Below are 14,730 nucleotides of genomic sequence, written 5' to 3'. Positions count from 1 at the left end.
CCCGGGCCGTGAAGGCACAAACGCCCCGGGATCCCTGCCGTGGGGCGAGGGATCCCGGGGCGCCGGGATTCTTCCGGACCGTGCTTGCTAGATCCGGTATTCGATGTAGTACTCGGCGGGGTCCACCGCCGGCTTGGTCTCCGACCTTGCATCCCTGTGCCGCCACGTGGCGGGGATGCCGGTGATGATGGACTCCGGGGGAGCGTTCTTCACCACCACGGCGTTGGCGCCGATGGCGCTGTCCGCACCGATCGTGATGGGACCCAGCACCTTTGCCCCCGCGCCGATGGTGACCCGGTCACCGATGGTCGGGTGCCGCTTGACCTTGGCCAGTGAACGGCCGCCCAACGTTACCCCATGGTAGATCATGACGTCGTCACCGATCTCAGAGGTCTCTCCGATCACCACCCCCATGCCGTGGTCAATGGAGAAACGGCGCCCGATCGTGGCACCGGGATGGATCTCGATACCGGTCATGAACCGGGCCAGCTGTGATATCAGCCGGGCAGGAAAACGGAGGGCCGGATTCTGCCACAGCTTGTGCGTCAGCCGGTGGGCCCAAATGGCGTGCAGGCCGGAGTAGGCGAAAAAGTTCTCAAAAGAACCTCGAGCCGCCGGGTCGTGGGACCGGGCGGCGTCGAGGTCTTCCTTAAGCCTTGCGAAGAAACTCACAAAGACCTTTCTACAGGAACGGGGTGGGTGCGGGCGAAGGATCAGCCGCGGATATCGTCAAACAGCACGGTGGAGATGTAACGTTCGCCGAAGTCGCAGACCACAGCCACAATCAGCTTGCCGGCGTTTTCGGGGCGCTTGGCCAGTTCCAGTGCGCCCCACACGATCGCGCCGGAGGAGATGCCGCCCAGGATGCCTTCGCGGGCACCGAGTTCGCGGGCAACACGGACGGAATCTTCGAGCGTGGCGTCGAGCACCTCGTCGTAGACGTTGGTGTCCAGGATTTCGGGAACGAAGTTCGCTCCAAGGCCCTGGATCTTGTGCGGGCCCGGGGCGCCGCCGTTCAGGATGGGGGAGTCCTTGGGTTCGACGGCCACGATCTGGACGCCGGGCTTGCGTTCCTTCAGGACCTGTCCGACGCCGGTGATGGTGCCGCCGGTGCCGACGCCCGCAACGAAGATGTCCACTTCGCCGTCGGTATCTGCCCAGACTTCCTCGGCCGTGGTGTCACGGTGCACCTGGGGGTTGGCCTCGTTGGCGAACTGGCGTGCCCAAATGGAGTTCTCGGTGTTGGCTACGATTTCCTGGGCCTTCTCCACCGCACCGCGCATGCCTTCGGAACCCGGGGTGAGGACGATTTCGGCGCCGTAGGCGCGGAGCATGACACGGCGTTCCGTGGACATGGTCTCCGGCATGGTGAGGATGACCTTGTAGCCGCGGGCTGCGCCCACCAAAGCAAGGGCGATGCCCGTGTTTCCGGAGGTTCCTTCGACGATGGTGCCGCCGGGCTTCAGGGCACCGGACTTCTCGGCGGCGTCGATGATGGCCACGCCGATGCGGTCCTTGACGCTGTTGGCCGGGTTGTAGAACTCCAGCTTGACCGCAACAGTGGCGTCAAGTCCTTCGGTAAGGCGGTTCAACCGGACAAGCGGGGTGCGTCCGACCAACTGGGTGACGTCGTCGTAGATCCTTGCCATGAAAATGTATGCCTATCTCTGAAGAGGGATTGCTGAGGTCAGCCTAACCAGCGGGGCGGAAACCCCGCTAAGCAATTAGCCATGCGGAGTAATATTTCCTGGCCTTGGCCAGCTTCGGGTTAATAATCACCTGGCAGTAGCCCTGGTTCGGGAATTTTGCGTAGTAGTTCTGGTGGATATCTTCTGCATCGTAGAAATGACCCAGCCTGGTAACTTCCGTAACAATCGGATTCGACCACAATGCCTGGGCGCGCTCAATGGCTTCCTCGAAAAGGATCTTCTCCTCTGTGGTGGTGTAGAACATCGAGGAGCGGTACTGCGTGCCCACGTCGTAGCCCTGGCGGTTCAACGTGGTGGGGTCGTGCAGGGCGAAGAACATGTCGAGGATGACCTCTTCCGGAACCGAGGCTTCGTCAAAGGTCACCGCCACCACCTCGGCATGCCCGGTGGTTCCGGAGCACACCTCGTAGTAGTCGGGATCGGGCAGATGGCCGCCTGTATAGCCGGAGACAACCGAGCTGACACCGCGGGTCTTTTGGTAAACGGCATCAAGGCACCAGAAGCAGCCGCCGCCAAGTACGAAAGTTTTCATGATCTCTTCAATGGCTCGCAGGGCGTGATGATTCCCGCAACACCTTACGGGACGGTGACGGAATCGAGCAGCCTCCTGCACCTTGGCCCGTGGCCGGACCCTGACTGATCCGGCTGCGTAGGTAAGAATAAGAGCATGGAAGCAGTAGACACCGCCCATTCCAACGGGGACACCGGCGATGAAGCCGGCACGATCGACGCGAACGGGGAACCGACCCTGGGCCAGGTCCTGCTGGCAGTGGAGGAACTCTGGCCCGAATCCCTCGCGGAGGACTGGGACGAGGTGGGGCTGGTTGTTGGCCGCCCCGATGTTCCGGTCACCAAAGTCCTCTTCGCTGTTGACCCCACCCTGGATGTCATTGATGAAGCGATCGAATGGGGCGCCGAACTCCTCATAACCCATCACCCGCTGTTGCTCAAAGGGGTGAACTCCGTCGCTGCCACCTCGGCCAAGGGCCTGGCCGTGCACCGCCTCATTGAGGCCGGAACGGGACTGCTCACTGTGCACACCAACGGGGACTCGGCCGTAGGAGGAGTATCTGATGTGCTGGCCGATGCCATGGGCCTGGACAACGTCACGCCGCTGGCAACCGCGGCGAACGGCTTGCCTGAAGAAGGGATCGGCCGCGTGGGGGACCTGCCCGAGTTGATGACGCTCGGCGACTTCGCCGCAAGGGTGTTCGGGATGCTGCCGGCAGTGGCCGGCGGTGTTCGGGTGGCAGGCGACAAGGACGGCCTGGTGCGCCGGGTCGCCGTCTGCGGCGGGGCAGGTGACAGCCTGTTCGACACCGTCCGCGCCAACCACGCCGATGTCTACGTGACCGCGGACATGCGCCACCACCCTGCCTCTGAAGCCCGCGAAGGTGCGGTGAATGGCAGGCCTTACCTCATTGACGTCTCGCATTTCGCCAGCGAATGGCTGTGGCTTCCCGTCGCGGCCGAAGCGCTTGGCAACGTGCTCATGGACCAGGGCTTCGACGTCGAGATCCGCGTCAGCAGCACCAACAGCGATCCCTGGGACTTCATCCTGACTCCCGGCGGGGACTAGAGTCTAGGAACATACGGGCAAACCGTAGGGAAAACACAGACCAGCGGAGGTAAGCGTGGCGAAAGCAGCACCGGCAGAACAACTGAAATTGCTTGATCTGCAGGGACTAGACGCCAAGCTGAAGTCGCTGGCCGGACGCCGGAAGGTCCTGGAGACGGATCCCCGGATCGTGGACCTGACTGATGCCCTCACCGTGGCCAACGGCGAACTCGGTGCGGCCAAGCTGGCCGTGCACGACGCCGAAGCGGAGCTGCGCCGCGCGGAAGCTGACGTGGAGCAGGTGGTTTCACGGATTGACAGGGACGAGGCCCGGCTCAACAGCGGAACAGGACTTTCCAAGGACTTGGTTGCGCTGCAGAACGATATCGCCTCCCTCAACAAGCGCCGCTCGGACCTGGAAGACATCGAGCTGGAGATCCTTGAACGCCTGGACGGACTGCGGGAACGGCAGGCAGCGCAACAGGCGATCGTGGACGACATCCAAGGATCTTTTGGTGCCATCAGGGCCGAACTCGATGAAGCCATCGCGGAGGTTGCCGCGGAAGAGGCGGTTGTCCGCGGGCAGCGGGCAGCTTTTGCGGAGACCCTGGACCCCACCATGCTCGCGATCTACGAAAAGACCATTGCCAAGCGCGGCGTAGGTGCGGCCCGGCTCTTCCACGGCAAGTCCGAGGGGTCCGGCATGACACTCAGCCCCGGCGACCTCGCAGAAGTGAAAGCAGCCGCCGAGGACGAGATCGTCTTCTGCCCGGATTCGGGATGCATCCTGGTCCGGTCCGCCGAGTGGAACTAGTCGACTAGCCCCTCAGAATGATGTTGAGCGCGTGCGGTTTGCGTGCAGTGCCCTCAACAAGTTCGGCGGTCCACGCCTCCTGGGTGGCTTTGAGGAGCTGAACAGGTGTGGCCGGTGTTTTTCCGCGACGTGTCAGCAGGTGCCTGGCCAGTTCGCCGCGCGTGTGCTTGGCGAAGTGGCTTACCACGGTCCTCTTGCCGTTGGCCTCCGTGAACACGTTGACAGAGACGGTCTGCGCCGGCGGGGGAGCCCAGGCAGCCGCGTAGGTGCTGGAGCGGCAGTCCACCAGCAGTTCCCCCTCGGTGCGGCCGGCGAGGGCGGCCGTCAGTTGGGGTTTCCAGTAGGAGGCGAGGCGTCCGACGTCGGGCAGTGCGGTTCCCATGGACAGCCGGTAGGCGGGCACATGGTCGCCAAAGCCAATGGCGCCCCACAGGGCGGAGACCACCAGGATGGACTCCGTTGCCTTCCGTCGCTGGGTCGGTGTCATGGTGCCAAAGCCCAATGCGTCATACAGCACGCCCGAATAGACCTGGTGGGCAGGCGCCGCCGGTTCGGCGTGCAGCCGGGTATTGCGTTCGACGTCGTCCCGCAAGGAGGCGCCGACGCCCAGCAAGGCGAGGGCGTCCTCGTGGGCGCTGACCGTTCCCAATGCGTCCAGCACCTTGGCCCGGTAGGGGTTCAGTTCCGGGAAGCTCAACGCCTCCCAATCAATGGCAGGGCCTTTGGCAGCGGGGGTCTTGCCTTCGGAAGGCGGCAGGGGAATCAGCACCCGTCGATATTACCGGTGACAGGGCGGGCGCCTGACGCCGGTAGACTGAAGGGCGGATGGGTTGGCCAGGCGGTCGCGCGCCACGCAAGTGGCTCGAGGAACGTCCGGGCTCCGCAGAGCAGGGTGGTGGGTAACGCCCACTCGGGGTAACCCGCAGGCCAGTGCCACAGAGAACAGACCGCCCGCGTTCTGGTGCCCGCACCAAGCGCAGGTAAGGGTGAAACGGTGGTGTAAGAGACCACCAGCTCCCCGGGTGACCGGGGAGGCTAGGTAAACCCCACCCGGAGCAAGGCCAGACAGGACACGTTCGAGGGCTGCTCGCCCGAGTGTCCGGGTAGGCTGCTGGAGGGCGTCGGCAACGGCGTTCGTAGATGGATGGCCGCCACTCCTCTGCCGGCAACGGCAGGGGATGACAGAACCCGGCGTATCGGCCAACCCATCCACTCTCTCCCTGCACTTCCTGCAGCGGTGGCTGCACCTTTTCGGTTGTGCCTGCCCTGCTTTCCGATTGTGACGCCGCTGTGAGTGATTTCACGCCCCTCGGCGAGGAAGTGGCGCCTGTGGCGCCCTAGAATGGTTAGCGAACGTAGAGGTTCTGCCGCTGGTCTGCGTTCGCAGCCGGCGGATTTTCTTTGCTCTCGTTCAAGGCGCTGCGGGTGGACCGAAGCCTGCGGCGCATGTGCCGCAGGACTACTCCGGGCGGCCGACGCCATCTGCATACGAGGACGTATGTGGTTGACCCAAGGAAGGTAGTTCTGTGAGCCAGACGTCAGATTCTTGTCTTGATAAGTGGATGGGCCGGGAGGCCCTCGCCGAAGCCATGATTCCGGTGATCGGCCGGCTGTACCGGGAAAACAACGTGGTCACCAGCATCCACGGCCGTAGCCTGATCAACAAGTCCACCATGAACATCCTGAAGGCCCACCGCTTCGCGCGTCGGATGAGCAACACTGAGCTGCAGTTGGAAGAGACTGCACCGCTGCTGAATGCATTGGCTGAGCTGGAGCTCGGCGCGGCAGCAATCGACATCGCACGCCTCACCGAGAAATACCGTGCCGAAGGTGAAGGTGCGTCCCTGGACGCTTTCCTCCGTACCGAACTGGCGGACATCGTCGGCAAGCGCGGCGCTGACAACCGCACCAGCACGGACGTCGTACTCTACGGTTTCGGGCGCATCGGCCGCCTCCTGGCACGCATCTTGATCGAGAAGGCCGGGGGTGGCCACGGCCTGCGCCTGCGCGCCATCGTGGTCCGCAAGGGCGCGGACAACGACCTCGTCAAGCGTGCCAGCCTGTTGCGCCGCGACTCGGTCCACGGTTCCTTCGAGGGCACGATCCGCGTGGACGAGGAAGCCAACACGATCACCGCCAACGGTGTCCAGATCCAGGTCATCTACTCGGACAACCCCGCCACGGTGGACTACACGGCCTACGGCATCAAGGATGCCCTGGTAGTGGACAACACCGGCCGCTGGCGCGACGCCGAGGGACTGTCCCAGCACCTGCAGAGCAAGGGTGTGGCCCGCGTGCTCCTGACTGCTCCGGGCAAGGGCAACCTGAAGAACATCGTGCACGGCATCAACCAGGGCGACATCACTGACGAAGACAAGATCGTCACCGCCGCTTCCTGCACCACCAACGCCATCACTCCGGTCCTGAAGGCCATCAACGACAAATTCGGCATCGTCCACGGCCACGTTGAGACGGTGCACTCCTTCACCAACGACCAGAACCTGATCGACAACTTCCACAAGGGCGACCGCCGCGGACGTTCCGCCGCGCTCAACATGGTCATCACCGAAACGGGTGCTGCCAAGGCCGTTGCCAAGGCCCTCCCGGAGCTGCAGGGCAAGCTGACGGGCAACGCCATCCGCGTTCCTACCCCGGACGTGTCCATGGCTATCCTGAACCTCAACCTCTCCACGAGCACCACGCGCGACGAGGTCAACGACTACCTCCGCGAGATGTCGCTGCACTCCCAGCTGCGGAAGCAGATCGACTACATCGACTCCCCGGACGTCGTTTCCACGGACTTCGTTGGTTCCCGCCGTGCGGGCATCGTTGACGGGCTTGCCACCATCTCCACCGACAAGAACCTCGTTCTTTACGTCTGGTACGACAACGAATTCGGGTACTCCTGCCAGGTGGTACGCGTGATGGAAGAGATGGCAGGGGTCAACCCGCCGTCGTTCCCTGCGCGTGACGTGGTCGCTCCCATTGCGGTGCTTGAGGCAGCCAACGCCTAAGCATCGGTACTTAGACAGGGGTTTCCCGGCCGGATCACTGGAATCGGCCGGGAAACCTGCCCACAATGGGTGCATGGAAAACGAATCGACGCTGGAACACGAAACCACGCTGGAACACGCGCTGGATGTCGCGAAGGCAAACCACAAGCAGGCACAGAAACTTCTGGACCAGGCAGTCAAGGCCAACGCCGCCGGGGACGTCTCCGATGAACGCGTTGCACAATTGCGGACTCTCCTGGAAGTTGCCGCCGACGACCTGCGGCGCGTCATGCGCGAACAGTAGCCACGGCGACAACCACCCCATGGCTTGCTCCACCGTGTGACTTCTCCTGCACACTGTGGATACAGGCTCCGATGTCGGTGCTTTGTCCTAGTCTCAAAGGGCAATACGTCACCAACCGGATGGAGCCTCCTTGAGCCGCACTTGGCCTGCCTACACGCGGGCTCGCCGCCGGAACCGCCTGGCCTGGGCCATTCTCGCAGCGGCGTCCGCGGCTCTCGCGGCAGGCCTCGGCTGGTTCTTCACAGCAGGGCAGTTCGAAGCCGCGGGCCCCTGGAACACCGGACCCAGTGCCGCCCCGGTCTTCAATCCGGACTGGATGAAACCCCTCCCCGGAGCGGCACGCGTACCGGCCCGGAGCGCGGTTGCAGCGCTTGAACAGCTGGAGGTCAAAGGCCGCGGGACAGCCAACGACTACGATCGGGCAGCCTTTGGGCAGGCATGGCTGGACGTTGACCGGAACGGGTGCGATACCCGCAACGACGTCCTCCGCAGGGATTTGAGCGCCGTGGAGTTCAGCGCTGGATCACCATGCAAGGTGACGGCAGGGCGCCTTCAAGAGCCCTACACCGGGGTAGAGATGGCGTTTCGGCGCGGACCTAAAACCAGTGCCGCCCTGCAGATCGACCATGTGGTGGCATTGGCTGACGCGTGGCAGAAAGGCGCCAAGCAGCTCTCCGCAGGACAACGGCAACTGCTGGCCAACGATCCCCTGAACCTCATCGCCGCCGACGGCCCGCAAAACGTCAAGAAGGGGGCCGGCGACGCCGCAACCTGGCTTCCGCCCAACAAGAACTTCCGGTGCCACTACGTAGCGCGCCAGATCTCGGTCAAAGCAGCTTATCGGCTGTGGGTCACCCAGGCGGAGAAAGACGCCATGAAGCGGGTGCTCGGTTCCTGTCCGGATCAGCAAACTGTGAGTCAGCCCAGATGACGGCTTCGCTGCCGGCCGTCCGGGCGGCCTAAAGGGCCAGCCGACCGTGGCCGAGCTGCCAATTTCCGCCGTCGTCGATTCTTTCCAGGACCACACGCTGCAGGGAAGTCTTCCGCGGCAGGGCCTCCAGGCCCTCAAGGCCACGTTGCCGGAACGTGAAATACACGGCGTCGGCGGGGGCATCGGTGCAGTGGCTCACCGTGAAACGCCGGGCAAACGAGGCAATGTTGCCCGCGGAAAGGTGCTCCGCGAGATAGGGGTCCAGCATCCATGAATCGCAGGTGGCCTCAGTCACCGGTTTGTCCGGGAAGTGCTGGGCGAAGAAGGTACGGGCTTCAGCAAAGGCCTGATCGACTACCCCGGGGGAGAGGCTCCCGTCTTCGGGAATGTGCACGCCCAGTTCCCAGCCGGAAGCCGCAGTGGATGGCGATGGGGATTCGCTGCCATTGCTGCGGACAAGGTGGAACTGCAACCGTCCCAGGCGGAACATATTGCCTGCCATATGCAGCGTCATCCAGCCCCAGGTGTCCAGCCCGAACCGGCCGTGGACGCGCCGGTTGACGCGCAGTTGCAAACCGAGGTCCGCCAAGGACGCCCAGGACGTCGCTGCGTTGATGCCCAGGCCGAGGTGGTAGTCGTGAACGGTCGGTGCGAAGCGGAGGAAAGCCTCGATCCACGCTGCTTCGGTCTGGCCCGCGGTTGGAATGCCCTCCGAAGGGAATGTCCCAAGCCTATGTTCCATGGCGGTGATGGCGTCGCTGACTCCCGGTGAAGGTTTTGACGCGAGCAACCCGGCACACTCAAGCGCATCCTCACCCCTGATGTCCAGGTGTTCGAGGAGTCCTGTGAGGTGTGCGGCGTCCACGGTCAGTGTCCGAACGGATCCGGATCCACGCCGGGCATCCAGGTCAGGCCCGGGACACCCCAGCCGTTCTTCTTGGCCTGCTTCATGGCTTTCCTGGCATAGCGGTCCACCAGCCTGTTGACGTACAGTTTGCCATCCAAGTGATCGTACTCATGCTGAATTACCCGGGCGAACCAGCCCGTCGCCACGAAATCAAGCGGCTTGCCGTGGCCGTCGAAGCCTTGGACCCGTGCCCAGTCGGCCCGCTGCAAGGGATAGTGCTCGCCGGGAAACGACAGGCAGCCTTCCACATGTTCGTCGGGATCGGGGAGGGCGCCGGACACTTTTGAAAGTGTCAGGACCGGGTTGACCACCACGCCTTCATCCGGGGCGTCGTCATCGTTGGCGTACTTGAAGACAAAGATCCGCTTCCCGACGCCCACCTGCGGCGCTGCCAGGCCAACCCCATTGGCGGCCTCGTTGGTCTCGAACATGTCGGCGATCAAGGTGCGGAGCTCGTCGTTGAAGGTTTCCACTTCGCGGGCCCGGCGATGCAGGACGGGTTCGCCCCAGATGGTGATCGGCAGGACCGTCATGTCAGTTCTTCCTTGTCAGTCGCTGGACGCCTTCGACCGGACCGCTGGAGCCGGCCGGTCCCAAACAAAATGAAGGCCGCACCGGATAACCGGTGCGGCCTTCATGGAAACCGGCTTTCCAGCCAATCTCGGTGGGGTGAGCGACGGGGGTTGAACCCGCGACCTCCTGGACCACAACCAGGCGCTCTGCCAACTGAGCTACGCCCACCATGTGCCTCGGGGATTTGACCGTTTGACCGGCTTTCCGTGAAGGCAACGACAAATAGCTTACCTGCTGTTTTCGGGTTCAAAGTCCACTTTTGCCGGTTTCGCCGAAAAAACCTTTAAAAATGGCGCAGATCACACTCCGGTGGAGGTGGTTAGTGTCTCGGCGGAAGCGGTTGTCTCCTTGGAAATGCGTTGCGCGGTGGCCGTGTCCGGGCCCGGTGCCGGAACGAAGACGGCCTGGCGGTAGTACCGGAGTTCATCAATGGAGTCCTTGATGTCTCCCAGGGCCCGGTGTCCGCCGTGCTTGGCGGGTGCTTGGAAGTAAGCGCGGGGGAACCAGCGGCGGGAGAGTTCCTTGATGGTGCTGACATCGATCACGCGGTAGTGCAGGTGCTCAATGACGTTGGGCATGTCCCGTGCGAGGAACATGCGGTCCGTGCCGACGGAGTTTCCGCCCAGCGGCGCCTTGCGGGGATCCGGAACCCATTTTTCGATGTACTCGAGCACCAGGGCTTCGGCTTCGGCCATCGTCTTGCCGTGCGGCAGTTCGTCCAGGAGCTTGGAACGGGTGTGCATGTCGCGGACGAAGTCGTTCATCTGCTCCAAAGCGGCGTCGTCGGGTTTGATGACCACGTCCACGCCGTCACCGAGGATGTTGAGCTCGGAATCCGTGACGAGGGCGGCGACCTCGATGAGGGCGTCGTTCACGAGGTCCAGGCCGGTCATTTCGCAGTCGATCCAGACGATGCGTTCATTAGTAATAGGCACGCGCCTAGCCTATCGTTCAGGCTGATCCAAGTGCTCCGATGGTACGATTTTTTGGACATGGCGGTGACTTTTTCCCGCTGTGACCTGCCCTTGAGACTCGAAACTTCGTCCCGAAACATGCCGGGCAAACGATTGGATGCAAACCACATGACGGTGCCCGTACCCGCCGCCTCGAAGGCAGGGAAAATTGCGCCGACGCAAGATGCGGCCACCGGGGAAGTGGACAACGCCAGGTCCCCGCTGATCGCCGGTTTCATCGGTTCCATGTTCCTGGTTGTTGGTTCGCTCGGGGTTGGCTGGCTTGCTCCGGTTTCCGAACTCCGCCGCCTGCCCCTTTTCATTTGGATGCGGACCGAGGGCGTCGGCGTCGGACTGTCGATCGTGCTCCTTGCCGTGGGCGGCATGCTTCTGGTGAGGGCATGGCTCCGGTTGGGCCAGAGGGTCCGCGTGTGGGGCTTGGAAGCCCGGAAAGCCACCCTTCAGGCCGTGGTTGCCTGGGGACTGCCAATGATGTTCACTGTCCCGTTGTTCAGCAGGGACGTCTACGCCTACATCGGCCAAGGCCGGCTAATGGTCGAGGGGATGAACCCCTACGAGAACGGGATTTCCGCCCTTCCCAACTACTTCCAGCTGGGCGCGGACAAGATGTGGACCGAGGCGCCCGTTCCTTACGGTCAGCTCTTCCTGTGGATCGAACAGTTCGTGGTGTGGGTGACCAACGTCCAGCCGGAAGCGTGCATCATGCTGTTCCGCCTGGTGGCAGTGGTTGGAGTAATCCTCTGCATTATCTACGTACCAAAGCTGGCGGAACTTCACGGCGTCAACCCCCACCGTGCGCTGTGGTTGACGGCCGCCAACCCGCTGTTCCTCACCAACTTCATTGCCAGCGTCCACAACGATTCGCTGATGATCGGTCTGGCCCTGGCAGGCCTTTACTACTGCGCCACGCGCCGGGTAGTGCTCGGCATCGTGCTGGTGGCGCTTTCCATCTCGGTCAAGCCCATCACTGTGGTCTTCCTTCCCTTCATTGGCCTCCTGTGGGCCGGTAAGGGCGCTTCCTGGCCGCGGAAGTTCCTTTTCTGGTTCCTGACTGCTGCCCTGACGTTCGGGTTGCTCTATGCCATGAGCCTGGTCAATGGCTTCGGCTTCGGGTGGATCAAGGGCCTCTCGGCACCCGGCAGTGTGTGGATTTGGTATGCACCCGTTGGCCTGATCGGACTGGTGGTTGCTTCCATTTCGAACGTGTTCGGGCTCGACGGCTGGGGCATGGCCAAGTGGGTGTATGACGCCGGCAAGGTACTCATGCTGGCCGCGGTGGCATGGCTCGTCTTCCGGGGTGAGCACGACCGCCTCATGCGCCGGTTGACCCTTGCTTTCGCAGCGATCGTCCTGTTGGCCCCCATGATCCAGTCCTGGTACGTGGTGTGGCTGATACCGCTTTTCGCGGTGACCGGAATCCGCAACGACTGGCAGGTCAAGGCGCTCTACTTTGTGGTCTCCTTCTTCATGGTCTATGCCATCTCCGATCAACTCGACGTCTTCCCGTACCTGCAGAGTGAAGATCTTGGGCTTGCCCTCACCTTGGCCAGGAACGCCGCGGCCATCATCGCTTTGCTCTTCGCCGTGTACCTGATTTTCGTAGACCCCAAGACGAAGACCCTCTTCCGGAAACGCGACGAGCCCGGGACCCGCCCCATTATCTAAGACGAGCCAGGGACCCGCCCCATCATTTAGGGGGCGACCGCGTCTCCCGGGGTCATGGCGTGGACAGCAAGCGCAAAGCCTCCCGCGCGGACAGGGGACTGAGCCGGGATGCATTCTCCTCGGCGAAAGCTTTGACCCAGCCCGGATCGGTCTTGCTGTATTCGCGCAGCGCCCAGCCGATGGCTTTGCGGATGAAGAACTCCTTGTTGTCCATGTTGGGACGGATAACCGCGGCCAGCAGGGAGGTGTCCGTGGCTGCCTTGGATCCCAGCTGGGCGGTGATGGAGGCCCTTCGGATCCACATGTCGCTGTCTTTGGACCACTGGAGAAGGAGCGGCGTCATGGTCTCCGGATGCTTGCGGAGCAAGGTCCCGAGGCGGTGGGCCACACCATCGACCAAGTCCCACCAGGCTCCTGTCCGGATGATTTCTTCGTAGACAGGCAGCATGCCGGGATCGTCCCTGACTATGCGGATGCCGGTCAGATCGATGGCCGCATAACGTTCCTCGCGCACTTCCGCATTCCGCCACAAGTCCAGGACGGCTTCGCGAAGGTCCTCCGCCGAACGCGGCGGGAACTGCTTGATGGCTTCCTTGACGATTCGGCGGACCTCGGGGACGCGGACTCCCAAGGACGGCATGTCGGACTTCATATAGGCCTGTGCATCGCGCCCGCGTTCGGCGTCGGCCGAAGAACGAAGGGTGGAACGAATAGCCTTGGGGAGGTCGCTGTTGTCCATGCCTCAACTCTAGGGCGGGGACGGTCACCGTTCCGGGGAGGGCGGCCGCCATTGCGGTGCATCGCCCGTGCCCCGGAACTCGCAGCTCTCAGGCGGTGGCATCCACGAGCTCTCCTGTCCGCGGGTTCACTGACATGCCCTCGCCGGTCTCAACGTTCACCACAACGTCGTCATCTTCCGGCGGAGCCGCGGACTCGGGAGTTGATTCCCACTCCGCCTCGGAGGCCGGAGGTGCAGGAGCCTCAGCCGCGTCCTGAGGCTGGAGCGCAACTGACTCCGCCGGCGCTGAGGTGCCGTTCATGCGTGTGAAGTTGGCTGAGCCCCACATGAGATCGTGCCCCACCGCCTCGGCATCCACCTCGGCAACGTGGTACACCTTGCCCTCATGCTCCCACTGCCTGAGCCGCAGCCTTCCGAGCACGATCACCCGCTGGCCCTTCTTCACGCTGCAGCCCACATGCGCGGCCAGGTAGCGGAATGATTGCACGGTGTACCAGTTGGTATTGCCGTCCACCCATGTGTTGCTGGCCCTGTCGTACCGCCGCTCCGTTGTTCCCAGCCGGAAGGAAGCTGTGGAGGTTCCCCGGGCCGTGGTGGAGGTTCTGACCTCAGAGGCTACGAAGCCGCGGAGGGTGAGGATGTCGTTCATGGTGATCCTTTTGACGTAGGAAGCTGCCTGTCCGGCTTTTTCAGCTTCAACCAGCCACGTGGAAGGGTCGATGCCCTTTTGGCGCTATGTGCATAACCGGAGCGGGGGCAGCATGTTGAGGAGCAGTGGACCGTTGGTGGCGGGTGTCTTGGCAGGGGCCGGGAGGAATGCACTGTAAACTCTTTGTGGCGCCAGCAGCTTCACCTGCGTGGCAGCCGGTATGCCCCAGTAGCTCAGGGGATAGAGCAGCGGCCTTCTAATCCGCCGGTCGGGGGTTCGATTCCCTCCTGGGGCGCCAGTTACCCCCGGAACTCCACAGGGGTTCCGGGGGATTGCTGTCAGTGCGCAATGAGTGGGGGAATTGATGACACGGAGCGGGACAACGCCGGGCAGGCATACTCTTGGGCCTCTGAAGACCCATAGACGCCGCAGCGTCATGGTGTTGGCGTGCGTCGCAGCGGCCATGGCACTTGCCTCCTGCACGCCGCCTGCACAGACCACTCAGACCGCATCGGAGCCCACCGGGTCCGAGCCGGCGGCCATAACCGGGACAGCATCCCCCGGGCCTACGCTCGCGCCGGAAGTTTCTGCGGCAACAAAGACTGTCGAAGCCACGCTCAAGAAAATAGTCGCCACGACGTCCAAACCGGAACGGGAAGCGGTTCGGAGCGCCCTGGTTGCTGCCGGCATACCGGCAAGCAACGTGGAGGTATCAGTGAGCCGGACGCCCACCGGGCTCGATGTCGACGCAATGGAAGCTGCCGCCTTGGCCGGAGGCAGCTGCGTCGTGGGGCAAATCCGCGACGGCGGGGTGGTGATGACGGTGCTTCCCGTCCTCGCCAGCGGGAAATGCTTTGTTGGTGACGTCCGGTAGGCGCCAGACCACCGCCGGAATGTGAGTTCCACGTCCAAAT

16 protein-coding genes, 2 tRNA genes and 1 other RNA gene are annotated in these 14,730 nt (G+C 63.2%); 9 read left to right on the top strand and 10 right to left on the bottom strand.

What is annotated here, in order from left to right; translation table 11 throughout:
* Nucleotides 1-87: 87 nt before the first annotated feature.
* From epsC to msrA, 3 genes are all read right to left on the bottom strand, one after another.
* Entirely contained in the window at nucleotides 88-672 is a 585-nt protein-coding gene (gene epsC, locus AUR_RS02515; RefSeq protein ID WP_128397037.1) for a serine O-acetyltransferase EpsC, read from the bottom strand.
* Between the two features lie 41 nt (nucleotides 673-713).
* Nucleotides 714-1,649, bottom strand: a complete 936-nt coding sequence (gene cysK / locus AUR_RS02510; protein ID WP_021470727.1) for a cysteine synthase A — start codon at nucleotides 1,647-1,649, stop codon at nucleotides 714-716.
* A gap of 67 nt (nucleotides 1,650-1,716) precedes the next feature.
* Nucleotides 1,717-2,241 (bottom strand): peptide-methionine (S)-S-oxide reductase MsrA, encoded by a 525-nt coding sequence (gene msrA, locus AUR_RS02505; protein ID WP_021470726.1) that lies wholly within the window; start codon nucleotides 2,239-2,241, stop codon nucleotides 1,717-1,719.
* A 135-nt stretch (nucleotides 2,242-2,376) separates the two neighbouring features.
* Between msrA and AUR_RS02500 the strand changes: the two genes are divergently transcribed.
* On the top strand, nucleotides 2,377-3,288 hold the full coding sequence (locus tag AUR_RS02500) for a Nif3-like dinuclear metal center hexameric protein (RefSeq protein WP_062097009.1): 912 nt from the start codon (nucleotides 2,377-2,379) through the stop codon (nucleotides 3,286-3,288).
* Nucleotides 3,289-3,343: 55 nt separating this feature from the next.
* Nucleotides 3,344-4,081 carry a zinc ribbon domain-containing protein gene (locus tag AUR_RS02495; protein ID WP_062097007.1) on the top strand — a complete coding sequence of 246 codons (738 nt, stop codon included), beginning with the start codon at nucleotides 3,344-3,346 and terminating at the stop codon, nucleotides 4,079-4,081.
* Nucleotides 4,082-4,085: 4 nt separating this feature from the next.
* On the opposite strand, the gene AUR_RS02490 is transcribed toward AUR_RS02495, so the two are convergent.
* The gene (locus tag AUR_RS02490) at nucleotides 4,086-4,850 is read right to left on the bottom strand and encodes a YaaA family protein (protein WP_128397036.1); all 765 of its coding nucleotides are present in this window, start codon (nucleotides 4,848-4,850) and stop codon (nucleotides 4,086-4,088) included.
* Between the two features lie 57 nt (nucleotides 4,851-4,907).
* Between AUR_RS02490 and rnpB the strand changes: the two genes are divergently transcribed.
* The 4 genes from rnpB to AUR_RS02470 all read left to right on the top strand — a co-directional run bounded on the left by rnpB (nucleotide 4,908) and on the right by AUR_RS02470 (nucleotide 8,309).
* Nucleotides 4,908-5,293, top strand: an RNA gene (rnpB, locus tag AUR_RS02485) — RNase P RNA component class A.
* Nucleotides 5,294-5,607: 314 nt separating this feature from the next.
* Nucleotides 5,608-7,095: a glyceraldehyde-3-phosphate dehydrogenase gene (locus tag AUR_RS02480; protein WP_079941273.1), complete on the top strand. Its 1,488-nt coding sequence runs from the start codon at nucleotides 5,608-5,610 to the stop codon at nucleotides 7,093-7,095.
* Between the two features lie 73 nt (nucleotides 7,096-7,168).
* Entirely contained in the window at nucleotides 7,169-7,378 is a 210-nt protein-coding gene (locus AUR_RS02475) for a hypothetical protein (RefSeq protein ID WP_062097005.1), read from the top strand.
* Between the two features lie 130 nt (nucleotides 7,379-7,508).
* Nucleotides 7,509-8,309: an HNH endonuclease family protein gene (locus tag AUR_RS02470; RefSeq protein ID WP_021470720.1), complete on the top strand. Its 801-nt coding sequence runs from the start codon at nucleotides 7,509-7,511 to the stop codon at nucleotides 8,307-8,309.
* A 28-nt stretch (nucleotides 8,310-8,337) separates the two neighbouring features.
* Here the strand turns inward: AUR_RS02470 and AUR_RS02465 are convergent, their stop codons facing one another.
* The 4 genes from AUR_RS02465 to orn form a co-directional block, all read right to left on the bottom strand.
* Nucleotides 8,338-9,174, bottom strand: a complete 837-nt coding sequence (locus AUR_RS02465) for an acyltransferase domain-containing protein (RefSeq protein WP_062097003.1) — start codon at nucleotides 9,172-9,174, stop codon at nucleotides 8,338-8,340.
* A gap of 2 nt (nucleotides 9,175-9,176) precedes the next feature.
* Complete coding sequence (gene def / locus AUR_RS02460; protein ID WP_062097001.1) at nucleotides 9,177-9,749, bottom strand: peptide deformylase; 573 nt, start codon at nucleotides 9,747-9,749, stop codon at nucleotides 9,177-9,179.
* Nucleotides 9,750-9,881: 132 nt separating this feature from the next.
* Nucleotides 9,882-9,957 (bottom strand) — tRNA-His (locus tag AUR_RS02455).
* A gap of 131 nt (nucleotides 9,958-10,088) precedes the next feature.
* Nucleotides 10,089-10,724, bottom strand: a complete 636-nt coding sequence (gene orn, locus AUR_RS02450; RefSeq protein ID WP_082694561.1) for an oligoribonuclease — start codon at nucleotides 10,722-10,724, stop codon at nucleotides 10,089-10,091.
* Between the two features lie 147 nt (nucleotides 10,725-10,871).
* On the opposite strand from orn, the gene mptB reads away from it, so the two are divergent.
* Nucleotides 10,872-12,428, top strand: coding sequence for a polyprenol phosphomannose-dependent alpha 1,6 mannosyltransferase MptB (mptB, locus tag AUR_RS02445; RefSeq protein ID WP_179014280.1), 1,557 nt, complete (start codon nucleotides 10,872-10,874; stop codon nucleotides 12,426-12,428).
* A gap of 52 nt (nucleotides 12,429-12,480) precedes the next feature.
* Here mptB and AUR_RS02440 read toward each other — a convergent pair whose 3' ends face one another.
* On the bottom strand, nucleotides 12,481-13,167 hold the full coding sequence (locus AUR_RS02440; RefSeq protein ID WP_062096998.1) for a DNA alkylation repair protein: 687 nt from the start codon (nucleotides 13,165-13,167) through the stop codon (nucleotides 12,481-12,483).
* An 88-nt stretch (nucleotides 13,168-13,255) separates the two neighbouring features.
* The gene (locus AUR_RS02435) at nucleotides 13,256-13,816 is read right to left on the bottom strand and encodes a single-stranded DNA-binding protein (protein ID WP_021470714.1); all 561 of its coding nucleotides are present in this window, start codon (nucleotides 13,814-13,816) and stop codon (nucleotides 13,256-13,258) included.
* Between the two features lie 222 nt (nucleotides 13,817-14,038).
* Between AUR_RS02435 and AUR_RS02430 the strand changes: the two genes are divergently transcribed.
* Nucleotides 14,039-14,114, top strand: a tRNA-Arg gene (locus AUR_RS02430).
* A 66-nt stretch (nucleotides 14,115-14,180) separates the two neighbouring features.
* A complete protein-coding gene (locus AUR_RS20465; RefSeq protein WP_241650845.1) occupies nucleotides 14,181-14,690 on the top strand; it encodes a DUF6993 domain-containing protein in 510 nt (169 codons plus the stop codon).
* Nucleotides 14,691-14,730: the final 40 nt, after the last annotated feature.

This window comes from Paenarthrobacter ureafaciens, from assembly GCF_004028095.1.
GTDB lineage: Bacteria > Actinomycetota > Actinomycetes > Actinomycetales > Micrococcaceae > Arthrobacter > Arthrobacter ureafaciens.
This window is presented reverse-complemented; position numbering and strand designations above follow the sequence as displayed.